General features: G+C 68.8%; 19 protein-coding genes and 1 CRISPR repeat array. Of the genes, 16 read left to right on the top strand and 3 right to left on the bottom strand.

The window, feature by feature from the left end:
- The first annotated feature begins 260 nt into the window (after positions 1-260).
- The 14 genes from WME75_RS01790 to WME75_RS01855 all read left to right on the top strand — a co-directional run bounded on the left by WME75_RS01790 (position 261) and on the right by WME75_RS01855 (position 15,563).
- Positions 261-1,076: a sigma-70 family RNA polymerase sigma factor gene (locus WME75_RS01790; RefSeq protein ID WP_437485770.1), complete on the top strand. Its 816-nt coding sequence runs from the start codon at positions 261-263 to the stop codon at positions 1,074-1,076.
- Entirely contained in the window at positions 1,076-1,930 is an 855-nt protein-coding gene (locus tag WME75_RS01795) for a serine/threonine-protein kinase (protein WP_437494724.1), read from the top strand. Before WME75_RS01790 ends, WME75_RS01795 begins: the two co-directional genes overlap by 1 nt.
- 148 nt (positions 1,931-2,078) lie before the next feature.
- The gene (locus tag WME75_RS01800) at positions 2,079-2,369 is read left to right on the top strand and encodes a DUF3892 domain-containing protein (RefSeq protein ID WP_437485772.1); all 291 of its coding nucleotides are present in this window, start codon (positions 2,079-2,081) and stop codon (positions 2,367-2,369) included.
- A 39-nt stretch (positions 2,370-2,408) separates the two neighbouring features.
- Positions 2,409-3,470: a cyclic GMP-AMP synthase DncV-like nucleotidyltransferase gene (locus WME75_RS01805; RefSeq protein ID WP_437485774.1), complete on the top strand. Its 1,062-nt coding sequence runs from the start codon at positions 2,409-2,411 to the stop codon at positions 3,468-3,470.
- Between the two features lie 7 nt (positions 3,471-3,477).
- The gene (locus tag WME75_RS01810) at positions 3,478-5,220 is read left to right on the top strand and encodes a ThiF family adenylyltransferase (protein WP_437485776.1); all 1,743 of its coding nucleotides are present in this window, start codon (positions 3,478-3,480) and stop codon (positions 5,218-5,220) included.
- A complete protein-coding gene (locus WME75_RS01815) occupies positions 5,217-5,744 on the top strand; it encodes a Mov34/MPN/PAD-1 family protein (protein ID WP_437485778.1) in 528 nt (175 codons plus the stop codon). Before WME75_RS01810 ends, WME75_RS01815 begins: the two co-directional genes overlap by 4 nt.
- Before the next feature lie 55 nt (positions 5,745-5,799).
- Positions 5,800-7,560 (top strand): SAVED domain-containing protein, encoded by a 1,761-nt coding sequence (locus WME75_RS01820; RefSeq protein ID WP_437485780.1) that lies wholly within the window; start codon positions 5,800-5,802, stop codon positions 7,558-7,560.
- 46 nt (positions 7,561-7,606) lie between these two features.
- Positions 7,607-9,442 carry a type III-B CRISPR-associated protein Cas10/Cmr2 gene (cas10, locus tag WME75_RS01825; RefSeq protein WP_437485782.1) on the top strand — a complete coding sequence of 612 codons (1,836 nt, stop codon included), beginning with the start codon at positions 7,607-7,609 and terminating at the stop codon, positions 9,440-9,442.
- Entirely contained in the window at positions 9,439-10,614 is a 1,176-nt protein-coding gene (locus tag WME75_RS01830) for a type III-B CRISPR module-associated Cmr3 family protein (protein WP_437485784.1), read from the top strand. The genes cas10 and WME75_RS01830 overlap by 4 nt, the downstream gene beginning before the upstream one ends.
- On the top strand, positions 10,611-11,861 hold the full coding sequence (gene cmr1, locus WME75_RS01835) for a type III-B CRISPR module RAMP protein Cmr1 (protein WP_437485786.1): 1,251 nt from the start codon (positions 10,611-10,613) through the stop codon (positions 11,859-11,861). The genes WME75_RS01830 and cmr1 overlap by 4 nt, the downstream gene beginning before the upstream one ends.
- Positions 11,854-12,765: a type III-B CRISPR module RAMP protein Cmr4 gene (gene cmr4 / locus WME75_RS01840; protein WP_437485788.1), complete on the top strand. Its 912-nt coding sequence runs from the start codon at positions 11,854-11,856 to the stop codon at positions 12,763-12,765. Before cmr1 ends, cmr4 begins: the two co-directional genes overlap by 8 nt.
- Positions 12,766-12,768: 3 nt before the next feature.
- Positions 12,769-13,167: a type III-B CRISPR module-associated protein Cmr5 gene (cmr5, locus tag WME75_RS01845; protein WP_437485790.1), complete on the top strand. Its 399-nt coding sequence runs from the start codon at positions 12,769-12,771 to the stop codon at positions 13,165-13,167.
- A complete protein-coding gene (gene cmr6, locus WME75_RS01850) occupies positions 13,097-14,575 on the top strand; it encodes a type III-B CRISPR module RAMP protein Cmr6 (protein WP_437494726.1) in 1,479 nt (492 codons plus the stop codon). Before cmr5 ends, cmr6 begins: the two co-directional genes overlap by 71 nt.
- 151 nt (positions 14,576-14,726) lie before the next feature.
- Positions 14,727-15,563 carry an SMODS domain-containing nucleotidyltransferase gene (locus tag WME75_RS01855; protein ID WP_437485792.1) on the top strand — a complete coding sequence of 279 codons (837 nt, stop codon included), beginning with the start codon at positions 14,727-14,729 and terminating at the stop codon, positions 15,561-15,563.
- A gap of 120 nt (positions 15,564-15,683) precedes the next feature.
- Here the strand turns inward: WME75_RS01855 and WME75_RS01860 are convergent, their stop codons facing one another.
- Positions 15,684-16,598: a hypothetical protein gene (locus tag WME75_RS01860; RefSeq protein WP_437485794.1), complete on the bottom strand. Its 915-nt coding sequence runs from the start codon at positions 16,596-16,598 to the stop codon at positions 15,684-15,686.
- 306 nt (positions 16,599-16,904) lie between these two features.
- Here WME75_RS01860 and WME75_RS01865 point away from each other — a divergent pair, with 306 nt between their 5' ends.
- Both WME75_RS01865 and WME75_RS01870 read left to right on the top strand, forming a co-directional pair.
- A complete protein-coding gene (locus WME75_RS01865; RefSeq protein WP_437485796.1) occupies positions 16,905-17,060 on the top strand; it encodes a hypothetical protein in 156 nt (51 codons plus the stop codon).
- A 112-nt stretch (positions 17,061-17,172) separates the two neighbouring features.
- Positions 17,173-17,982: a hypothetical protein gene (locus WME75_RS01870; protein WP_437485798.1), complete on the top strand. Its 810-nt coding sequence runs from the start codon at positions 17,173-17,175 to the stop codon at positions 17,980-17,982.
- Between the two features lie 278 nt (positions 17,983-18,260).
- On the opposite strand, the gene WME75_RS01875 is transcribed toward WME75_RS01870, so the two are convergent.
- Positions 18,261-18,746, bottom strand: a complete 486-nt coding sequence (locus WME75_RS01875; protein WP_437485800.1) for a helix-turn-helix domain-containing protein — start codon at positions 18,744-18,746, stop codon at positions 18,261-18,263.
- Between the two features lie 1,058 nt (positions 18,747-19,804).
- A CRISPR array of direct repeats spans positions 19,805-22,330; the repeat unit is 36 nt; unit sequence CTCTCCGCCGCTGAAAGGCGGCGGCCCCATTGAAGC.
- A gap of 158 nt (positions 22,331-22,488) precedes the next feature.
- A complete protein-coding gene (locus tag WME75_RS01880; RefSeq protein ID WP_437485802.1) occupies positions 22,489-23,883 on the bottom strand; it encodes an IS1380 family transposase in 1,395 nt (464 codons plus the stop codon).
- Between the last annotated feature and the right edge of the window lie 12 nt (positions 23,884-23,895).

The raw sequence follows: 23,895 nt of genomic DNA on the forward strand, positions 1-23,895 counted from the left end.
TCCGCGGAACGGCATCCATCCGGATCGAGGCGCGCTTCCGCGTTCGTTCCATGATCGGCACCCATCTCCCGCCCTCCGGGGCCAACGTCGTCCGGGCAGAGCAACCTGACAGCGCCCCCCGTGCGCCCGTGCCCCGGAGTCGGCTCCTGGTTGGTGCGCGTCGCGTTCTTCGACGATGGCGGGCTCCCGGCGCGGGGCCTCTACCCACGGCCCGGCCTTGCAGTACCCGCCCAGCGGCGTACGATGGGTCGCATTGTTCTATGAGCCAGGAAGTCGTTCCTCTGGAGGAGCTCATCGCGCGCGCGCGAGCGGGGGATCAGGCCGCGATGATGCGGCTGCTCAAGTGGTCCGCGCCGCTCCTCGAGGAGTGGGCGTCGCGCCGGCTGAGGAGGAAGCAGCCGGATATCACCCGCCCGTCCGACATCGTCCAGGAGACGTCGGACAGGGCCTCTCGTGCCATCTGTTCCTTCAAGGGGGCGACGGCAGCCGAGTGGCTGTCCTGGCTGGAGAGCATCGTGGAGACCTGCACGATCCAGTCCTTCCGCGCCGCCGCGCGCAAGAAGCGGGACAGGGCCGGCGAGGTGTCGCTCGACGAGGAGGAGCACTTCGTGCCTCAGCTGAGCCCGAGTCAGGCCGTCGCGGACGAGGAGCAGTGGCGGCAGGTGTTCGGTCGCATCTTCGAGCTCCCGGAGCAGCAGAAGACGGCGATCTATCTCCGCCACCTGAGCGGCCTCTCCGTTTCCGAGGTCGCGCGGTGCATGGGAAAGACTGATGCGGCGATCCGCGGTCTCCTGCAGCGAGGAATCGAGGTGCTGCAGGAGAGCGTGACGAGCGCTGCGGCGCCAGCCTCGGCGGCGCATGGCGCTCCTCGCGCGACCCAGCCGAAGGAGTACGCCAGGGCCGCGTTGCTATCGTACCTGCGACGGCGTGATGCCGGAGAGCGCGTCGATGCCGGCGCGTTCATCACCGAGCACACCTCCTGCGCCGCGGAGCTCCGACCCATGCTCGAGTGGGTCGAACGGATCGAGGCGCTGCGGCCGGCGAACCTCGGGGAAGAGGAAAGTGGGGAGCGTTGATGCTGGCGCCAGGCGTGAGGATCGAGGGCTACGAGGTGGTGAGCGTCCTGGCCATCGGGGCGATATGTCATGTCTACGAGGCTCGCGCCGACGGCACCGCGCAGCCGGTAGCGGTGAAGGTCCTGCACGAGGCGTGGTGCGCCGACCACGAGATCGTGAACCGGTTCCGAAACGAGGCGAGCGTCCTCCGGAGCATCCAGCACCCCCATGTGGTGCACCTGCTCGCCTCCGGGATGCTGCCGTCGGGATCGCCTTACATGATCCTGGAACGGCTGCCGACCCACCTCGCGCGCGCGCTTGTCGATGCGGATGGCGCCTTGCCGTCGAGGACGGCGGTGCGTCTCGGGTCCCAGATCGCGAGCGCGCTGCTCGCGTTACACGGCCGCGGGATCGTCCACCGCGACTTGAAGCCGGCCAACGTGCTGCTGGACGCCCACGAGCTCGACGCGGCGCAGGCCCGGCTCGCCGATCTGGGGCTCGCCAAGGTGCCGTCCGAAGCGCGCGCCGAGCAGATCGCCGTAGGCCACGTCTCGACCGGCGGGAGCGCGCTGCTCGGGACCTGGGACTACATGGCACCCGAGCAGTGGATCAAGGCCAAGACCGCCGGCGCGCAGGCGGATGTGTACTCCCTCGGCGTGCTTTTGTTCCAGATGCTGGGAGGCCGCCTGCCGTTCGTCGCCGAGGAGCCGAAGGACCTCATGGCGCTCCACCTGTTCGAGCGCCCGCCGATAAGTCGGCTCGGTCAGCAAACACCTCCAGCGCTGCGCGAGCTCGTCGGCCGGATGTTGAACAAGGTACCGTCGACGAGGCCGACGATGCAGGAGGTGATCGGCCAGCTGGACAGCCTGCGGTAGCCGAGCGGGATGCGCCGTCGACAAAATCGACGGCACCGGCGATCGATCTTCCCCGGAACGGCGTCTTCCTCATCAGCGACGGTGAACGAGGTGGAACGCGCGTGAGATGCGCCCCACGAGGGTCACCTTTTCTTCGGGAGAATCAGGCATGGCTCAGGACAAGCGCATCCGCTGCGTCAGGAAGAGTGACCGTACCAATGCGCACGAGCGCATCCGCCTCGTCGGGGGGACCACCCCTGAAGGCAAGCCCTGGAAGGACACGCAGGAGGATGCGATCAGGAACATCAATAACAGAACTTGCAGCTACTACGTCGAGCGCCCCGAAGGGCACCGCGTAGACGTCATCGTCGGCAGGTCCGCCCTCGGGCATGAGTACCTGAAGACGAAATCCGACGGAGAGCAGCCGAATAACCTGCTCTCGCTGCCGGAGTGCCCGTGACCCTGCGCTCCCGCGGAGCTGTTCCTGGAGGTAGACATCGTGGCAGACATTCAGAAATATTTCGTGCAGTTCGACGAGGCGATCCGGTTCGAGCGCGACGATGAGAAGGCGATCCTCGTCGAGAAGCGCGAGCGCGTTCTCCGCCGGCTGAGCGAGGGGATCAAGCGGCAGCGCCAGGAGGGCACAGAGATCCCCTCGTACGAGGCATTCAACCAGGGTAGCTACGCGATGAACATCGGCGTGAAGCCCGTCAACGGCGACTTCGACATCGACGTCGGCTTGCGCTTCGATCTGTCGACGGCGGACTACCCGGATCCCGTCGTCGCCAAGGCGTGGGTCCACAACGCGCTCGAAAAGCACACGAAGAAGGTCGTCGTGCGCCGCTCGTGCGTGACCGTGTACTATCAGGAGCACGGGGAGGATATCTATCACGTCGATCTCGTGGTCTACTCGAGCGGCGCGAGAAACGGGGACGGCAAGGACTACGTAGCCAAGGGCAAGCTCGAGTCGAGCGCGAGTGAACGCTTCTGGGATCTGTCGAACGCGCAGGAGCTCCAGAACCTCATCACCAGCGCGCATTCCGGAGAGGATGCGCAGCAGTTCCGTCGCATTGTCCGCGCGCTGAAGCGCTGGAAGGACCTCCGATTCTCGAGCTTCGGCAGGGCCGCCCCGAAGGGCATCGCGTTGACGGTCGCCGCCTACCACTGGCTCCGCCTGTCCAAGCGGCATGACGCCTTCGCGAACGTGACGAAGTACGACGATCTGGAAGCGCTGAGCAACCTCGTGGCCGGAATGCTGAGCAGGTTCCAGCCCGTCTGGAGCGACGGCGAGCAGCAGTTCGTTCAGCGGCTCAGCATCGCGCTCCCGATCTCGCCGCACTCCGACCTGTGCGACAACATGTCGGGGGCGAGCATGCGCAGCTTCAAGGAGCGCCTCGAGATGCTCCTCGCTGCGCTCAGGAAGGCCCAGGAGGACGTGGATCCACACACCGCGTGCAAGGAGCTCCGGGAGCACCTCGGTGAGGACTTCCACGTCCCCGAGAAGAGCGACACTGCGCAGAAGCGCGATCGTGCCATCATCTCGTCCGGCAACTCGGCGTGACGGCCCCGTGATCGGCGCGGACGAGCGGAACGAGCTTCTGGAGGCGCTTGCCGCGAGCGGCAGGCTCGGGCATGCGCGCGTGCTTCGCCACGATGAGCTCGGCTGGGGGAGAGCGCGCAATCTCGAGGTGGCCGTCGAGGGAAACATCGAGCTCGGCGGCCGCCGCATCCCGCTGCGCGTGGGCCTTTGCGCCCGGTTTCCGCTCGTCCTCCCCCAGATATTCGTCACGCTGCCCGACCCTCCGGGCGCGATCCCACACGTCGAGGAGGACGGCCGGATCTGCTACCGGCCGAGCGAAGGGCTCCTCCTCAATTGCCGAGCACCGCTCCAGATCCTCGAGGAGGCTCTCGACGCCGCCACCCAGACGGTCATCGACGGCCTATCCGGCGGCAATTGGCTGGATTTCGTGGACGAGATCGAGGCGTACTGGAGGCAGCTCGCCGGCGCTGATCCATTGCCTTGTTATGTCGAGCCGGACGACAGGCTCAGGCGTATCGAGGTCGGTCGATCGTCCAGGGGGAAACCTGTCTTCGTCGCGGACTCCTCCGCAGAGATGCGCGCGTTCTGGAACGGTAGGAGAGCCATCGGGCTGCCGCTGTGGACGGCGCATTATGTGCCCCTCTCGAACACTGTGCTGGAGGAGCGGTTCAACCCGCGCCAGCTCATGTCGCAGGAGTGGACGCGCTCGTTCGTCCTGAGACATCTCTCCCGCGAGAACCGAAAGGAGCTCGAACGCCTGGGCGTGAGGAACTACCCGCGAACCCTCGTCACCGTCAGTGTGCCGCGCCCGAGAGGCGGCAAGGGCCTCATCGCCCTCGAATACCATGAAGTCACCGGCGGGAGTCCGTTCCTTGGCGGCACGACACGGCGACCTGTCCGCTCTATCGCCCTCGAGCGTCGAGACCGCGCGGTCATCACGGCCCGTAGCGGCGGAGCGCTCCACCTGTCGAAGAAGCGGGTGGCGCTGGCCGGCTGCGGCGCCGTGGGAGGGCACCTCGCGCTCCTGCTCGCGAGGGCCGGGGTCGGGCACCTGAGCTTGATCGATCCCGATAAACTTACAGCCGAGAACACGTTCCGCCATGTGCTCGGACATAGCGCCATTGGAACTCCCAAGGTCGATGCGCTGAAGGGGGAGATCGCAGGCAAGGTGCCCTACGTCCGGATCGACCTCCACCGCAAGCGGATCGAGCAGGTGCTCCAGAGCCGGGAGCTCGAGATCGGTAACGTTGATCTTCTCGTCTATGCGGCCGGAGATCCCACCATAGGCCTGTATGTGAACGGGCAGATGTGCCGGGCGGCATGCGCCCCCGCGCTGCTGTTCGCCTGGCTCGAGCCTCACGGCATCGGCGGGCATGCGCTGCTCGCGAACACCCGTCGCGCGGACGCTCGGGGCTGCTTCGAGTGCCTGTTCAGTTCGCCGTTTCGTGACGAAGAGCGGCACAATCGTGCCGACTTCGCCGCGCCAGACCAGCACTTCGCGAAGGACGTCTCGGGATGCGCCACGATGTACACACCCTATGCTGATCTCGACGCGGCGCGCACGGCCGAGCTCGCTGCGAGAATGGCGCTCGACTTCATGCAAGGGCGTGGGGTCGGACACCCCCTCCTCTCGTGGAAAGGCGACGGCGATGCCTTCCGCGCGGCTGGCTTCCATACGTCGGATCGGCACGAGCTCGGCGAGATGGAGTTGCACGACGGGCGGCTCGGTTACGCGCGGGATAACTGCATCGTGTGCGGGCGCACATCATGAACAGCGGCCTCGTGTTCAAGACCTACGACGGCAAACGGTTGAAGCTCGACCACGCCGTCATCGAGCGCCTCGCCCGGTATCGCCAGGTGGCCCCGAAGGATCGAGAGGCCGGGGGGGTGCTCCTCGGCCGACATTTGCTCGACTCCTCGGACCTCGTGGTGGATGAAGTCACGGAGCCGATGCGTGGGGACCATCGGTCCCGCTTCGCGTTCCGACGTGAGCAAGAGGGTCACCAGCGCCGGATCGACGAGGTCTGGAAGGCGAGCCGTGGCACGTGCGTCTACCTCGGCGAGTGGCACACGCATCCAGAACCGATACCGGAGCCATCATCGATCGACGTGGACGACTGGATCCGTCGCCTTCGGACGGATGCGTTCGATGGTGACGCCCTTTATTTCGTCATCGTGGGCACCCGGAGTGTGCATGCATGGAGCGTCGCGCGAGTCAATCGCGCAGTTCATCCGATGGATCTTATCTCGACGTTGAGGGAGACTGGTTCATGGTGCTGTCGGGAGGCACTTTGAACCGCCCGTAGAGCAATCCAACGCCGGTAGAGCGGCTGCTGAGGAGTCAACCGTCATGGCCAAGAACGATATCCAGATACTGATCGCGGTAGATCTCTACCCTTCTGCGAGCATCGAGGAGCTTCGGGACGCGCTCCCGGCCGAGCGCGAGGGGCTCCAGGTCCTTCGCCTGACCAAGCTCGGCGCGCCCCGGCTCTCGCCTCCCCCTGACACGTCACCCATCGACTGGCCGGGCATCGGGCGTGCGGTGGAGCAGGTCATGAGCGAGGTGCAGAAGATCCGTGACGAGAAGACGAATCCCACGGTCATCTTCATCGGCGGGCGTGGCCCGCTCGCGGTCTTCGTCCACCTGGGCTACCTGCTCTCCAAATTCGGGGGCACGCAGGTGGTCCTGAACCAAGCGCCCGGCGGGGGGCCGTGGGAGCACTTCCCCATGGAAGCTGCCAAGGTGGAGGGCCCGCCCCTGCTCGAGCAGGTGGCCGGCCTGCCCGTGGAGGAGGTGTCCAGACCGGGACGCGTCGGCATCTACCTCGACACGGCCGGCAGGAACCCGTCGGAGGACGTCTTCGAGGACTTCATCGTCAACGAGGGCGACAGCGTGGCCGGGGTCATCAGGCTTCGCTCCGCGCAGGCGCTGCTCGTCTCGCCGGACAACATCTCCACGCTCGTTCTGCAGCTGACTCAGTTCCTGTCACGGGCTCCCGCGCGCTACCGGCGCCGCTCGGGCCTTTCGCTCTTCGTGGGGGGACCGGCGCAGGTCGCTTTCGCGGTCGGTCGCGCCCTCAACCCGACCGTCCTCGGCAAAGACATCTGGCTCACGGAGTACCGGCACCCTGCGTACGAGCGCGTCTACACGCTCCCGTTCGCAACCGAGAGCAGGCCCGAGATCCCCCAGGGTGCGGAACACGAGAACCAGCGCCGGAAGGTGCTCGATGCGATGGCCGCTGGGATCGCGGATTTGAAGAGAAACATGAAAGCCGAGCACCTGCCGGACGACGTGCTGTCGGAGCGCGAGCGGCAGCGGTTCATCGACCGCCTGACCCGGCTTGAGCAAGCGACCGATGCGAAGCGCGACGACGGGTTCAGGCTGCGAGTCATCGAGGGCCACTATACCCTCGGTGCAGGCATCCTTCATGCGCTCCGCAATAGCGCCCCGCCCGATCAGAAGGATTTTGCGAAGCTGCTCATCGTCCACGAGCTACTCCACGACTGGCAAGCACTCCGGAGCACGAACTACTCCGCCGTGGGCGGCGCCGGCGTCGTGCTCGAGCAGGTCGACTATGCGGCGGATGCGTTCGCGGTCCGGGCGCTCATGAAGATGGATCTCGCCAGGGGCGGTGACGTGGCTCGTGACGAGGTACGCGCTCGACTTCAGCGCTGGCTGGACATGGTGCTCCATGGCATCTCGTCGTTCGACATCATGGATCAGCCTGGGATGAAGATGACACGGCTCGCCGAGCGTCGCCTGCGCCGATACCTCATGTGGCATCTACAGCTCGCGCGCGCGGCAACCATCTGGGAACCGGCGCACGTCGATGAGATGCTGCGCCCGCCGCTGGCCGTCGAGCTGGCGCCCCTGGCGGGTAAGCTCGACACGGAACGCTACGAGAAGATGGTCACCCGCGCGCTGCCCGATACAGAGCTGTTCTGTGCCATCGGTGGGCACCTGGTCAGGCAGGCCCGGCGTCCGCGGTTCGAGCCGGGCGATCTCGTGGAGGCCGTGAAGAGCTACTCCCGCGACCCGATCCAGGAAGCCATGGCTTTCCTGGTTGACGAGCACAGGGACAAGCTCGCTCCATGGATCATGAGCGGTTGATCGCAGCGATGGTTTCGTATTCATGAGCACCCACGACGGAGGTCCGATGCCTGTACACCTGCTGGTCGTCTCCCTGGGGCCGGCGCACGAGAGCTTGCAGGAGTTCATCTCGCGAGCGCGGCGCTGCCACGACCTGTGGTTCGGTTCGTGGCTCGTCGCCGCCCTCAGCAAGGCCGTGGCGCGTGGCATCGCCGAGGCCATCGGACCCGCTGGCCACGAAGCGCTGCTGTTTCCTGCGCCCGCGTCGATCGAGGAGCTCGCGCCCTCGTCGGACCTCACGGTCGCGAACAAGGTGCTCGCGCTCGTGCCCGAGGCCCGGGATCCGGTCGAGGTGGGGCGCGCAGGCGCTCGCGCGTTCGAGCAGGCGCGCGAGCGATGGACCGTCGAGGTCTTCAGGCGCGTTGGCAAGGGCGACCCGCGGCGCGCCGAGCACTTCCACGAGCAGACCGCGCGCGCCCAGGTCGCGGAGCTGTTCGAGACGAGCTGGGTCGCCGTGCCGCTCGACGGCGGGTTGCCCGCGGCGCGCGCTGAGGCCGCGCGCCTCCTCGACGCGCGCAGGCGGACGCGCGCTTTCCGCCAGCCCGCATGGGCCAGAGACGGCGTGCCGAAGTCGTCGCTCGACGGCCTGCGCGACTCGGTCCTCGATGAGCGCATCTACGATAGACCGATGACGGGCCGTGTGCGCCCGGCCGCGCTCGGTCCGGAGGAGCGGCGTCGTCTCTACGAGGTGCATGGCAGCGAGCGGCTCTGCGGCGTCGGCCTGCTCAAGCGCTTCGGCCGACACGAGAACGACGAAGCCCAGCGCATCCCCAGCACCAACCATCTCTCGACGCTGCCCTTCCTGCGCGGACTGGATCAGGAGCAGGCGCGGCAGGAGGCGATCCGGCGCGCATGGCGTGACTACCGGGCCGCCCTGGAGGACGCGCGGGTGCTCGGCGAGTTCCAGGACGCGCCGCTGCCGCTCCGCTCGAACCTGCTGGGGAAGGTCGACGGCGGCGTCCTGTATCCGGGCCGCGTGCGCGAGGCGCTCGACGACGCGGGCGCGAGCGAGGCGGTGCGGCGAGGCGTGGAGGAGAGGCGCCGCGCGCTGCTCAGGTCCGCCGGGCGTGACGAGCCCAGCGCCTATTACGCTATCCTGGTCGCAGACGGCGACTCGATGGGTCAGCTCATCGCGACGATCGAGACGCCCGGCGCGCAGCGGGCGTTCTCCGCGACGCTGGCGCGCTTCGCGCGAGCGCGCGTGCCCGCCTTGGTGCAGGCGGGCGAGGGCGCGCTCCTCTACGCGGGCGGCGACGACGTGCTGGCGCTGTTGCCGCTGCACACGGCCCTCACGGCGGCGCTGCGCGTGGCGCAGGCATTCCGGGAGGAGCTCGCGCCGTGGGCCGTCTCCGGGCGCTCGCCGTCCCTGTCGGCCGGGCTCGCGGTGGTCCACGCGTGGAGCCCGCTCGAGGTGGGGCTCGGGGCGGCGCGCGCGGCGGAGCGGCGAGCCAAGGCGCGGAACGGGAAGGACGCGCTCGCGGTCGCCGTGCACAAGCGCTCCGGAGAGCCGTTGACGGTATGTGACCGCTGGGACGCGCTGGTGCCGCGGCTCCAGCGCATCGCCGAGCTGCAGGTCGAGGGCGAGCTGCCAGGGACCATGATCGAGGAGCTCGCGGCGCTGGATCGGCTGATCGTGGGGCTCGACGGCGGTGCGCTGGACAAGGCGCGTGCCGTGCAGCGCGCGGAGGCGCGGCGGATCCTTGGCCGCAAGGACATCGAGCGCGCGGTCCTGGAAGAGCTTGGATGCTGGATCGAGAAGGGCGAGATCGACGGCCCCGCGCTGGGCCGCGAGGTGGCGGTGGCGCGGGTCTTCGCGCGCGCGGCGAAGGAGGCGAAGGGATGAGCACGTGGATGATCGAGCCGCGCGATCCGCTGGTGGTGCGCGATGGGCGGCCGAACCAGGCGCGCAGCGAGAGCGCGACGCGCGCGTTCCCGCTGCCGTCGACGCTCGCGGGCGCGGTGCGGACGCGGCTCGGGCTCGGGCCTGACGGGGTGTTCGCGAGGACGAGCGCGGACGAGCTCGCGGCGCTTCGCGCCGTGGCGGTGCGGGGGCCGTGGCTGGTCGAGCCGGACACGGGGACGTTCTATGCGCCGGCGCCAGCGGACCTCGCGCTGCTCGGCGAGGGGGAGCGACGGATCCTCGACGTGCTCGCGCCCGCGCCGCGCGCTGCATCGGCCGTGATGGACGAGGGCCTGCCCGGCGACCTCTCGCCCGTGTCGGCGCGGCGGCACGAGAGCGGCTGCAAACCGCAAGATCCACCGGCCTTCCTCCGCTGGGACGCCTTCGCACGATGGCTCGTTCGGCCGGGGCCGCGCGAGGGCAAGGAAGCGGAAGATCTCCTCCGGGGCGCGATCGACGCGCTGCCGAGCGAGAGCCGGCTCCATGTTCAGGTAGGTGCGCACGAGACGGCCGAGGACGGCATGCTGTTCGAGGTCGAAGGCCTGCGCTTCGTGCATCCGAGGACGCGCGCACCGCTCGCGCTGGTCGTGGAAGTGGACGATGCGGCGGCGGCGAAGATCGGTTCGTTGCACGCGGGCCTGGCGCCGATGGGGGGGAAACGCCGGCTGGTGCGCTGGGCGAGGGCGACTCAGCCTCTGCCGGAGGCGCCCGAGGCGGTGCTGCAAGGAGCGAGTCTCGGAGCTGCGCGGTCTCAGGTCCGGGTGGTGCTGCTCACGCCGGGCCTCTTCCAGGACGGCTGGCGGCCGAGCCTGTCGGAGCGGACGCCGCTCGGGCCGGGCGCGGGCGTGACATGCGTGCGGCTCGTGGCGGCGTGCGTGGGGCGGCCGCTCGCGGTCTCGGGATGGGACCTCGCGAAGCAGCAACCGAAGCGGGTGAGGCGCGCGGCGCCGGCGGGCAGCGTGTACTGGCTGGAGCTCTCGGGGCCGCAGGCTGCGCGGCGCGCCTGGGTCGAGCGGGCGTGGGCCCAGGCGACGAGCGACGCGGAGGAGGACCGGCGCGACGGGTTCGGGATCGCGGCGATCGGCAATGTGCTGGAGGAGGGAGGCGCAACATGAGGAAAGGGCCGGAACGAGCGCCGTCGGCGGTGCTGAAGGAACGAACGGCGCCCGGCATCATCGACGAGGTGCGCACCTACGAGTTCCTCACGCCGGTCTTCGGCGGTGGGGTGAGGGTCGAGGGCCAGCACAAGCGCGCCGACCCGGTGACGCCGATCCGGGCGGCCTCGATCCGAGGACAGCTCCGGTTCTGGTGGCGGGCGTGCAATCCGGGCAGATGCACGACGGTCGAGGCGCTGCGCGCGGCGGAGGACGCGGTCTTCGGGTCGACGACGGAGCCGAGCCGGTTGACCGTGGAAGTCGTCGCGCAACCGGCGACGTATACGCCGATGGAGGTGCTGGCGGGTAAATTCGACGCCGTGCGCGGGATGGAGGAGATCGCGTACGGAGCCTTCCCGCTCCGTGCGGATGCCGGGGCTGGAGCTGGAAGCACGCACGGCGTATTGCACCAGTTCTCCGGTCCATGGCAGGTGCGCTTCCGCTATCCGAGTCGTGTCCTACCCGATATGGCGGCGGCGCTCTGGGCCTTCGCTCACCTCGGCGGGCTGGGCGCGCGCACGCGGCGTGGATTCGGAGCTATCCTGGAGGTACAGCCTGGCTCCGCGCCGAAGCTCTCGATTGCGGAGGAATGGGCGTCCCATGTTCGCGGGGTCGACGTGCCATGGCCTCACCTGTCGGCATGGCCGGAGGCCGCGCGAACGCTCATCGTTCACCGCGAGCCAAGCTGGCAGAGCGGCCTGTCAGCCCAGAAGTTCCTCCTCGGCAAGCTGCGCGAGCTTCGGCAGGGCGCCATGGGTCGAAGAAGCGGCGGCACGAGGAAGGCAGGTCGCTCCTTCTGGCCCGAGCCTGACGAGATCCGGCGGCTCACCGGGCGCGCACATCCGAATCACAGGCCCGAGCACCCGGCGCACGCGTTTCCGCGCGCCGCGTTCGGCTTGCCCATCATTTTCCATTTCAAGGACGAGAAGAGCGGTGAGCCAGCGCAGACGACGCTGGTCCCGCGCGGGCACAGCCGATGGAGCTCGCCGCTCGTCCTCCGCCCGCACCGGGGGCCCGCCGGAATCGAGGCGATCGCCTTCTTGCTCGAGCCGCGTATACCGGACGAGCTCGAGCTGCGTGGAAAGCGGGAGCGTGACCGATGGCGAGTGAAGCGCGCGCTGTCCGCCGAGGAGGCCCGCAAGACGTCTCCGATGGGCGCCAACGTTACCGACCCTCTCGACCGCTTCCTGGAGATCTTCAATGAGTGAATCCATCAACCTCCTGTTGATCCATGCGCTCTCGCCCGTCCACTGCGGCACGGGAGAGTCGGTGGGCGGCATCGACCTGCCCATCGCCCGCGAGAAGCCGACCGGCATCCCGCTGATCCCGGGCTCGACGCTGAAAGGCGTGCTCCGCAGCGCAGCGAGCGCCGATGCGGGGCTGCACAGGGCGGTGTTCGGGCCCGATACTGCCAATGCCAGCGAGCATGCCGGCAGCGTGCAGATCGCGGACGCGACGCTGCTGTTCTTGCCGGTGCGGAGCGCGCGCGGGACGTTCGCGTGGGTGACCTCGCCGTACGTCCTGCGGCGCTTCGGGCGCGACGCGCGGGAGGCGGGACGCGTCGACCTCGCGCCGCCGGCGATCGCGCCGGACGAGGGCCAAGCGATCGTGACGGGAGGCGCTCTCCGGCTCGACGATCTCGGGGGCAAGGTCGTGTTCGAGGACTACGATCTCCAGTCCACCGTGAGCGAGGAGCTCGAGCGCTTCGCCGGGGCGCTGGCGACGGTGATCTGGGGAGCGGGCGATGTTGCCGCGGAAGACCGCAGTCACTTCGTCGCACGCGTTTGCGTGGTGCACGATGATGTCATGTCGCTCCTGCTTCAAACGTGCCTCGAGATCACGACACGGGTCCGCCTCGACGCGGACAAGAAGACGGTCGTGAAGGGCGCGTTGTGGACCGAGGAGGCTCTGCCCGTGGAGACGATCCTCGCGGGGCTCGTCCTCGCCACGCCGGTGAAGCAGCCGAAGCCCGTGCGCGAGGGAGGCGCGGATCGCTATGAGGCCAAGGAGCTGCTCGGCCATGTGCAGGGGCTCGCCGGAGGCGGCATGGTGCAGCTCGGCGGCAAGGCGACGGTGGGGCGAGGGCTCTGCCGCATGACGATGGTGGGGTGAGACATGCCGTCCCTGGATCAACAACGCGCGCTCCTGGCCCACGAGCACATCACCGCGGTCAAGGCCTTGCCCGACGAGAAGCAGCGGAAGAGGTACGGCGGCATGGTGCACCGGCTGCCGGCGCTCGTGCGGTCGGCGGGGCTGAGTCAGGCGCTGCACTTCGTGTCGTCGCGCAAGCCGCCCGAGCAGAAGCTCGTGCTGGAACACCTGGCGGACCAGCTGAAGCACATCGACCCGAGCATCAAGGGCGGCGCGGCGCTGCTCGACGCCGTCCGCCGTGCCGAGCTGCCGAGATACCTCGCGCTGACACGCGAGGCGCTCGCCTGCGTGGATTGGTACCGGCGGCTCGTGCAGGGGGAGCTCGGCATCGAGGCGGGGGAGCAGGACGATGACAGCGAGTGATGGGCGCCGGGAAGCGCTGAGGAAGGTCCGCGGCGTCAATGTGCAACACGCGGGCCTCTTGCTGGACAAGATGCTTGTCTGGCCTGACCCCCCGGCCCCGGAGAGATCGTCCGGCGTCGAGCCGGGCAAGGAGGCGCTCCGCGCGTTGCTGGAGCAGGCGGTGCGGATCAAGGTGCCCGAGGGCTACCCGCGCGCGTTCGCGCAGAGGAGATCGCGGCTCGAGCAGCTCACCGGCGGCGTCGAGCGTGGCGCGACGCAGCTGCGGTGCGCGACGGCGAAAGGGCGGCTCGTGGTGAACCTCGGCGCGGCCGCGGCGCGGGAGACGAACATCGCGCTGCTCCACACGTGGGGTGTCCCGTACATCCCCGGCAGCGCGCTCAAGGGGCTGGCCAGCGCAGCGGCCCACGGAGCCGGCGTGCCTGCCTGGCAGAAGCCGGACGAGCGCACGAACATGCTTCAGGGGGAAGACCACCGCTTGCTGTTCGGCGACACGACCGAGAGCGGCTGCGTCGTATTCCACGACGCGTGGTGGATCCCGGAAGGAAGCCAGCTGCCGCTCGATCTCGATACGATGACCGTGCATCACCGCGGTTATTACCAGGGAGACGGAAGTCCGCCGGCGGACCACGACGAGCCGAATCCGGTGGCCTTTCTGACGGCGAGGGGCGCGTTCCTGATCGCGCTCACCGGACCCGAGGAATGGGTCGAGGCGGCGTTCGACTGGCTCGATGTGGGTTTCAATCACGATGGGATCGGCGCCAAGACGGCCGCGGGGTACGGGCGGATGAGCCTCGACAAGTCCCCGCGGCAGCGCGAGCGGGAGGCGAGGGAGGAGGCCGAGCGGGAGCGGCGCGAGCAGGAGAAGAAGCGCATCGAAGCGAGGCGGCGCCGGCTGAGCGAGCTGGTAGGGACGTTCAGGGGCAAGTCGAACGCACGGCAGATCTTCGAGGAGATTCAGCGGATTTCCGCGGACGAAGCGCTGCGCGACGACGTGAGGCGAGCGCTGCGGGAGCTCTACGACAAGGACGGCGCCTGCTGGCGTGACTGGCTGAAGAGAGATGCCAATCCTGAGCAGCAGGCGCTTGCCGCGCGGTTCGAGATGGGCTCCGTCGACGCTCCGAAGAAAACGGCGGCCCACCCGGAAGCTGCGCCGACGCCGTCGAGCGCCGGTGCGTGGCAGAATGGGCTTGCCTGGCTCGCTCGCGACCAGAAGAACCGGTTGACGCTTTACTTCATCGGCGCGGCCGGCCGGCAGCTGGAGGAGCGCAACAGGAAGGACGTGAAGATAGAGGAGGAAGGGCTCGAGGCGGCATTGCGCGCTGCGGGACCGGACGCGCCCGTCGGGGTCGAGGGGCAGCGCGACGGCAAGAAGATCGCGGCCATCCGCCGGCCGAGCCGGGAAGGTTGAGCGCCGTCCCCGGCGGCCTGCCCAGATCCTTCTGGAATACGTCCTTGCCGAGGGCGCCGAATCCACTGCGCATCAGCTCGGCGGCGAGGATGAGATCGCTTGATCGTCTCAGCAAATCGTGGGGGAGATACGGCTCAACAGGAGAGTGACCATGGCAACGTTGAACGACGCTTTTACGGATTTTCTGAAACGCCTGAGTCCTTCGCAGGGGCAAATTCAGCAGGTTAGCGAGCGAACGGCACGCTTCATCGAGCTCATCCAGCGTAACTGGAAGCCGATGAAGATCGTTCCGATCGGTTCGCACGCTCGCGGGACGTCGATTCCTCCGCTACACGATGTCGATCGGATGGTCGTGCTGAACCGAACCGGCCCCGAGGAGCCGGCGATCGATGATCTCCTGCGGGATCTGTGCGCCGGGCTCGCCCGCGATTACCCGGACGTGGCCACGCGGGTGCAGCGCCGTTCGGTCGGGCTGTGCTTCGTGGATTTCGGCCTGGATGTCGTCCCCGTGCTGGAGCGGCGTCAGGGCGGGTTCCGTATCCCGGACGTGCTGGCGAAGAGGTGGATCTATACGGATCCGATCAAGCACGAGGAGCTCGTCAGGGAGAAGAACCGTATGACGGATGGCGTCGCTGCGAATCTCGTCAAGGCGCTCAAGGTCTGGAACGTCAACAAGTCCATTGGACTGAAGTCCTTCCACCTGGAGGTCATGGCGCTGCGATCCCTCGGGCAGAAGCCCACGAGCTTCGCGCAGGGGCTTCGTGATGTGCTGCTCGCGATCTCGGGCGCCGTGGGCTCGTCCTGCGGCGATCCCGGCCTGAGCGGAGGGCAGCTCGACGCCTACCTGGACCAGGCCAAGCGGCAGGCCATCGCCGAGCACTGCCGGAGGGCAGCAGACGAGATGGGGAGCGCCCTACGGGAGGACGCGGGGGGCCGTTCCTCGCATGCCATCGATCGCGTGCGGCGATTGCTGGGCTCCCCGTTCTAGCGTGCGGCGGCAGGGAAGCGCAGACGGGAGCGGTGGGGCGTGGCGCGCCGGGCCCGGCGCGAGGCCACGCCGGGGGTATGACGACGAGGGCGGAGGGAGTGCCGGTGGCGAGCTGCGCCTTCAGCGCGCCACCGGATCCGCGAGCCACGCGGCGAGGGCGTCTGCGGACAGCTCCAGCCGGACATCGTCGAGGCGAGAGAGGCCGAGGCGGTCGAACCGTTCGGCCAGCACGGAGCGCTCCTCCTCGGCGAGCGGTCGGCCGAGCTTCTTCTCGAACTGCGTCGCCAGCGTCTGGATCTGCCCTTCCTTGAGCCCCTCCTGCAGGGCCTCGCTCCGCGCCTCGTCGCGGATCGACTGCTTGAGCTGCTCGAACCACTGCTGAACTTCCGTCACGATCTCCTCCTCTTCCGCGTCTTGCTCCGTGCGCGCCAAGGGCTCGGCGTGGGTCTCGAAGCGCAAGCGTACCAGCCAGGGCAGGGCGATGCTCCTCTCCCAGGCGTCGTCAGGCAGGGCGGTGAGCTCGCGGATAGCGTCGCGGAGCACGGCGCGGGCGCCGAGCAGGCGCAGGAGCAGCGTGTCGCGGGTGCGCGGGAGCTCGGAGATGACCACGAGGTCGACCTGCCACCCCGGCGCGGCGCGGTAGAGGCCGGGACGGCCGGGCTCCGGCTCGAAGCGGAACGCGTCGAGCACGGTCGCGGGCCGGCCGCTGCTGAGGAGGCACAGCCGCGGGAAGGGCACCTCGGCGCCGGCGCGGCGCTCGAGCTCGTGGTGCCAGTGGAGCTGCTTGCGGACGCAGCCGCGCAGCTCGGCCGGGCCGGGGGTGTCGTGGAAGGGCTCGAACTGGCAGGGCTCCGCCGCGAGCTCGCCGAGGAGGCCGAGCTCGGCGCGCACGGAGGCGCGGTCGGGATCGGGCACGAACCAGACGTCGATGATCTGGGAAGCTGCGATGACCTCGACCGCGGTGTCGGCGGCGCCGGCGCGCGCGAGGGTGTCGCGCAGGACGTTCTTGCCGAAGGCGTCGAATCTGCTGCGCATCGATCCGGGGGCGAGCATGGGATCTCGCGAGCGCTTCAGCAAGGCAATTTCGGTGCTTTGCGCGCTGTTTTTGCGAAATGAAGAAGTGCGTGTGTACGTATGCGGAGGAGCCGGAGCGGGAATGGGAGCAGCGGTATCGGTATTACGAGGATCGCGTCGATATGGTGCCGGAATCGTGTCTCCAGCGCTGGCTGCCGCCGCTAGCGCCGGCGTCGTGTCGCGCTGCGCTGCGCTGCGGCGGCGTCGCCGTCGTCCTCGACCTCCTCGTCGAACTCTTCACCCTGGGCTTCGTGCGCCGAGACCGAGGTGCTCCAGGCGGCCCTGGACGCGGCCAGGCGCATTCCTGTGGCGGAGGAGCGGGCCTGCGCGATCCACGCGCTCGCCTCGGCGTGGGAGGACGACAGCGCGGAGCGGCGCGCGCTCGCCCGCGAGGTGGTGGACGTCTACCGGGGTGTGCCCTAGGCCGCATGGAACCTGCTAGCCGCGACACCGCTCCTCCCGCCCGAAGAGGGCAATTCGCTCGCTCGCGAGGCGCTCGCCGCCCTCGCCCGCGCGCATCGGTGATCCTGACCGGGTGCGCGCCGCATTCGACGTCGTGTCGGCGTATCTGGAGAGCGGCGGCGACGACGCCTTCGGCGGCAAGCCGCACCACCTCCTGGGGCTCGCCCCGCGACTCGCTCTGGATCAAGCCCGCCGCGCGCTGCGCCTCGCGGCTGCGTTCGGCGATCTCGGGCGGGACGCGCTCCGGGCGCTGGTGTTGCGGCTCATCGAGCTTGGCGAGCCGGCCCGCGCTCTGCTCCCGGCGTTGCGCGACGAGCGCGACGAGGAGGAGCACCTCGGCGTCCTTGCCCGCACCCTGGCCTTTCCTTCCACGCCCGATCCGGGGCGCCTCCGCGCCGAGCTCCTCGATGCGCTCGGCGCCTCCACGAGCGCGCCGCGCACGCCTGGAGGTCGCTTCGGCCTGTTCTTCCAGGTGGCCCCGCCGCTCGCAGCCGCCGGCGCCACGGGCGAGCTCGTCGCCGTTGCCGAGACGTTCGACCAGCGCGCCCGGTTCGTCGCGCTCCTCTTGCTCGCGCGGCACGACGCTGTCCGCGCGCCGGAGCTCGCCCGGCATGCGCTCTCCCTGGGACTTGCGCTCCCGTCCGAGGACGCGCCCCGCCTGCTCCACCTCGTCCCGCTCGCGCCGCATCTCCCGCGCGCCGGAGCCGCCCAGGCGCTGGCCCGCCTGCTCGACGACGCGGCGTCCGACCTGCGCTCGGCCGCGCTCGCGGGCGACGGCGTGAGCCTCGAGAAGCTCGTTCCGCTCCTCGCGAGCCTGGCGGGGGATCAGGGCCTGATGGAGGCCGCACGCGAGGTTCAGCGGGTGGCCGCGTGGTTCCCTTGAGGCTACCGGCCGAGCTCGGGCGCGCGGCGGGGCGCCGCCATCCGAGGTGGGTAGGAGCGGATATGAGGCAGGGGACAGGGGAGAGGAGTGAATGCGACGCGCCCGCGCGGCTCAGCGCCCGTTGCGCCCGGCGGCCGGGGCGCGGGGCGCGGACAGGAGCGCCGGTGAGGAACGCGCCGGGGTGCGGGGCAAGTACTCCAGCCGCACGTCGGTGAGCACCGAACGAGCTGGGCTCCGTCAGGGTGCGGACGAGCCGAGCGTCACGATCGTCCGCCTGCTCATCGAAATTTGCGGAGATCCCGCGACGTGCGGCTGGAGTCCTGGAGCGGGTGCGGTCCGGGGGCCGCGCCGCCGAAGTGATTCACGATCTGCTGCGCGATCTGCCGCAGGACCGGCCCGCCCGCGCTGCTCACGAGGAGCTCCAGGCCGGGCACCAGCACGACACGCTCCCAGCGTTCCGCCGCGTAGGTCGGCTCGGGCGGCGGCGGCCGGACCGCCGGGGGCGGCGGCACGAGCAGCGCTTCCATGTCGGCGGGGGACATCGTCACGAGCTTCCGCTTGATCTCGGGCAGCTTGAGCCCCTGCTCGCGGAGCTTCTGGATCGACAGGATCTGGAGCCGATGCTCGCGCAAGTACCGCGTCCCCGGTCCGGCGAACGGCGGCGGCACGAAGAGGTTCCGCTTGTACCAGTAGCGAATGGTGCGTTCGCTCACTCCGGCTTCCTCGGCGATCTCCCCGATGGTGTACCCGTCGTTCCTCGGCATGGGCCGCCTCCTCGGACAGAGCCTAGCCTGGGAAAGCGGCAAGCCGCCATGAATTTTGACAGGATTGAGGCCGGGGTTTGCCGGGAACTGGACCTATATATGCGATAATTTTCACGTGGATCGAGGAAAATTGTCACGATCGTGAAGTTAAATTCTACATAACGGATGTTCGAAGCCATTTGCGTAAAATTAATTTCTCCATCCCGGATGTTCGAAGCCTCCTGCGTAAAGTTAAGCTATCCATCCAGGATGTCCGAAGCCCCCTGTGTGAGGTTAAGCTCTCGACCCAACATGCTTGGAGCCGGGGAGGCGGACAGTCCATGCAGACCCACTGCGGGTGATAGAGACACCTGGGGTGGTTCCGGTGGCTATAGAAAAGCCATTGAGAACGCCCTCCGCAGGCCCCGCGGCCGGCAACGAGGACGAACGCCGGGACGAGGACGGCGAGCGCAGCGACGACTCCCATGGCGACCGCTGTCCGCACGCTCGTACTCCAGCCGCACATCGGTGAGCACCGAACGAGCTGGGCTCCACCCGTGTGCGAACGAGGCAAGCGTCCCGATCGTCCGCCCGTTCATCGAAATCCGCCGAGATCTCGCGACCTGCGGCTGGAGTACAAGGGCGCCGGCGGTCAAGGGGACGAAGCCCGGCGCGGGCCGTGGGTCGCGGGGGTCGGCGGGCGGGGGCGTCGGGGCGGCCGGGGGTCGTCCCCGGCTCGGGAGGTGAGCGCTTCGAGGGGGATGAGCCGGGCGAGGTGGGGGATGAGTCGGGCGAGGTGGGGCAGGGAGCGGCAAGGCGGCCGGGGAGAACGGAATGGCTGGGCGAGTGGAGGAGGGGATGTGGTAGAAGAGGGCGGGAGCACCGGCTGCGAGCGGTGGAGTGACGCGAAAACCCCGGGGGGCGCTCGCAAGGCCGGCAGGTATTTGAAAAGACGATGGATTTCGAAATGGCCGGGGGCGCTCGGGGCGGCCCCGGGTGGCCGGAGCGGGGGGTGGAACGGGGACCTCTCGCAAACCGGGTTGCAAGTGCGCGAAATGTTAGGTAGGCCTGGGAGGCCCCTCTCCGCCGCTGAAAGGCGGCGGCCCCATTGAAGCCCGGAGGCGACCGACATCGCCCGGAGCTCCCGCGCCGCCTCTCCGCCGCTGAAAGGCGGCGGCCCCATTGAAGCCTCAGTGTCGCGGTAGATACGGTGCTCCTGTCCGTCTCTCCGCCGCTGAAAGGCAGCGGCCCCATTGAAGCTGCCGGCGGAGCATGCGAGTGCCCCGCCTGTCGTTGACCCTCTCCGCCGCTGAAAGGCGGCGGCCCCATTGAAGCAGCGCGGTTCGCTCGCCGCGGGTCAAGCCGATCCAGGCGCTCTCCGCCGCTGAAAGGCGGCGGCCCCATTGAAGCGAGCTTACCGCGGCGGGCGTGTCGACGCCGCTTACCGCTCTCCGCCGCTGAAAGGCGGCGGCCCCATTGAAGCGCGACGGTGGCACCCGAAAAGATCGGCCCCGCCGACCCTCTCTCCGCCGCTGAAAGGCGGCGGCCCCATTGAAGCCTGCGGCTGGAGACACACTATTGTCGACAGGGATAAGCTCTCCGCCGCTGAAAGGCGGCGGCCCCATTGAAGCGGTTTCTATCATCCCGAAGAGGCAGAGCGCATCAAGCTCTCCGCCGCTGAAAGGCGGCGGCCCCATTGAAGCCTTACCGTGCTTATTGCGTCCAAAGGACGGCCTAGGCCTCTCTCCGCCGCTGAAAGGCGGCGGCCCCATTGAAGCGTGGCGTCGATCAGCTGGTTGAATTCGGCCTCGGTCATCCTCTCCGCCGCTGAAAGGCGGCGGCCCCATTGAAGCCTTAGAACAGAAAGCCCCGCTGTCCGCCTCTCGCCCTCTCCGCCGCTGAAAGGCGGCGGCCCCATTGAAGCATGGTCTGGACCACCGCGTCCGCACCCCGGAGGATGCGCCCTCTCCGCCGCTGAAAGGCGGCGGCCCCATTGAAGCCCGAGGCCCTGGTCGCCCTCGAGGATGATGAGCGTGTCTCTCCGCCGCTGAAAGGCGGCGGCCCCATTGAAGCATGTTCCTCCACGCCCCATCCGCCCGCACGCGTGCAGCTCTCCGCCGCTGAAAGGCGGCGGCCCCATTGAAGCACGATAAAGCTGCTGCCGTACCCGACGCCGACCCCTACTCTCCGCCGCTGAAAGGCGGCGGCCCCATTGAAGCTCCCCGGGTGACCTCCTCGACTCCGGTGACGAGCTCGTCACGCTCTCCGCCGCTGAAAGGCGGCGGCCCCATTGAAGCGGCGGGCACGCCCGCACGTGCAGCGTTGCAGAGCATATGCTCTCCGCCGCTGAAAGGCGGCGGCCCCATTGAAGCCGCCATCAGTTCGACCGTCGCCCCGCTCGTCACCGGCTCTCTCCGCCGCTGAAAGGCGGCGGCCCCATTGAAGCGCCAGCTCATCGGCCATCGACGAGCAGAACCGCAGCTCTCCGCCGCTGAAAGGCGGCGGCCCCATTGAAGCGAGTTGCAGGCGCGTGGCGATGTCCTTGGCAGCCACTCTCCGCCGCTGAAAGGCGGCGGCCCCATTGAAGCGCGAGCCCGGTAGCCCTGGCCACCTTCGGCGGAATGCCCTCTCCGCCGCTGAAAGGCGGCGGCCCCATTGAAGCGCGGAGCATGGGCGCGAGAACGGGAAGTTTGGTGCCTCTCCGCCGCTGAAAGGCGGCGGCCCCATTGAAGCACCACGCAGTCGAGGTTCTGCTCAAGCGACTTCTTCTCTCCGCCGCTGAAAGGCGGCGGCCCCATTGAAGCCCCGTCGCCACCGTGCAGCGCGCGGTGCGCCTGGCAGCTCTCCGCCGCTGAAAGGCGGCGGCCCCATTGAAGCACAACGAAGTGGCGAACACCGGCAGCGAGTTCCGCGTCTCTCCGCCGCTGAAAGGCGGCGGCCCCATTGAAGCACCTACGCCCGCGCGCACGGCTTCGCCGTCAACGACCGCTCTCCGCCGCTGAAAGGCGGCGGACCCATTGAAGCGGCCGGATGGTGTCGCCGTAGACCGTGACGCGGTACTCTCCGCCGCTGAAAGGCGGCGGCCCCATTGAAGCCCGCTCTCAAAGAGCGAATCGATGCACTGCCACTGCTGTCTCCGCCGCTGAAAGGCGGCGGCCCCATTGAAGCCTGTACATGTCGCCGTCTGGCCCGCCGCCGCTATCGAAGCTTTCCGCCGCTGAAAGGCGGCGGCCCCATTGAAGCCACAATATCGGAATGTGTGACACTTCGCGTCTTATTCTCTCCGCCGCTGAAAGGCGGCGGCCCCATTGAAGCCGCTCCCACCGCGTGTCGACGGCTGTCCCGTGCGTCTCTCCGCCGCTGAAAGGCGGCGGCCCCATTGAAGCACCCACCCCATCGCCGCATCGTGCGCGCGCTCCGCGCTCTCCGCCGCTGAAAGGCGGCGGCCCCATTGAAGCGCCGCGACTGCGGCGAAGCACGACCAGATTTTCACGACTCTCCGCCGCTGAAAGGCGGCGGCCCCATTGAAGCTCATCCGGCGCCCTTCCGTGTTGATGAAGATCGGATCGCTCTCCGCCGCTGAAAGGCGGCGGCCCCATTGAACTTCACATTCGCGCGTCGGAGCGGCAGTGGACGGGCGATCAGACATTCCGCGGCGCGCCGGACCGCGAATGCGCGAGAATGCCGGTTCTTGCGGCATTGTCGCGAGGCGAGGGCACACCTCCCCCTTTCCCCCAATACAGTCGCCATGCTGGTCTGCTGATCAGTTGAGCCAGCGTCCGAGCAACGACATCTCCGGCACGCGGAGGATGCGTTCACGTCCTGGGCCTCGTAGCAGGCGCCCGGGAACGAGGATGAGCTCCCGGCGAAGCCAGGGCACGGTCCAGCGCGAGAGCTCGGGGAAGCGCCGGAGCACGTAACGGCGCATCAGGTTATGGGCGAGGAGCTTCAGCAGGAGCATCGCGTGGTTCGCCGCGAAGGTATGGCTCGGGACCTGACCACAGCCCCAACCGTGCTTGAGGTCGCGGATCAGCACCTCGATGCCAGCCCGAGGGTCGTAGCGGGCGGCGACGTCCTCCGGCGCTTCGGCCATCTCGTTGGTGAGGTAGACCTGCACGGTGTAGTCGAGATCGTCCCAGAGATAGATGTGCCTGGCATACGTCCGGTCGAGCGTCCGGACGGCGATGACGCGAGCCTCGAGATTGCCCCATTCGCGGCGTCGAAACGGGACCTCCGCGACCTGGCGGCGAGGCCGACCGTCGGCGTCCCAGTCCACGGTCTTCCAGCGCGTAACCAGCGAGATCGCACCCGCGAGATCGCGCGTCAGCCTGGGCTTGGTCAGGAAGAAGGCCGCCTTGTCGGCGATGGCCCGGAGCAGCTGGGTGCAGTCGCCGGCGGCGTCGATGCGCACGTACACGGCGGCCTCGGGGGCGGCCGCGCGGACGCGATCGAGGCAACGTTCGACGTAGGGCACGTCGTCGTTGCCGAAGCTCGTGTCTCCCGGCCGGAGAAGGGCGCCGATGACGGTGTTGGTTTCGGCGACGCGGACGAGCAGCGGGTGATGGCTGGGCCGGCCGTGGTAGCGAGGATTGGGGCCCGGTCGGGCTCCTTCCTGCGAGCCGAACAGCGGCTCGACGGTGGTGTCCACGTCCAGATGGACGATCTCGGGCGGCGCTTGGGCGAGCGGAGCGAGCCCGTGCTCGGAGAGCATCGTATCGAGCGCGGCGAGCGCCTGCTCGTCGAAGCGGCAAAGGTCACGATAGACCGTGTCGATGCTGGGCACGACGCCACCGGCCAGATGCGCGAAGAGCGGGTCGTTCGCCAGGGCCTCCAGGCCGAACACCCGCGCTTCCCCGGCCACGGCGGCGTCGATGAGCAGCCGCATCTGGGCGGCCATGGGATAGAGCACCCGGCTGTCGGGCTTGAGTCGACCGAACGTGCGCCGGAGCTCGGCGTCGACATCGAGCTCACGGAGGAAAACACCGAAGCCGACCAGCCCAGCCACCGCCGTGAGGGTCGTCTCCGTCGCGCGGATGTGCACCGCGCGCGGGTCGGGACGGCGGACGCGAGTGCGTCGCGGCGGGATCGGTTTGGGCTTGCTTCGGCGGATGCGCCGTCGCACCTTCGAGGTGCTCGGCGTGCGCTTGCCTTGGGTCATAGCAAACGCAAC

It is taken from the genome of Sorangium sp. So ce1014 (genome assembly GCF_051521505.1).
In the GTDB taxonomy this organism is placed as follows: Bacteria; Myxococcota_A; Polyangia; order Polyangiales; family Polyangiaceae; genus Sorangium.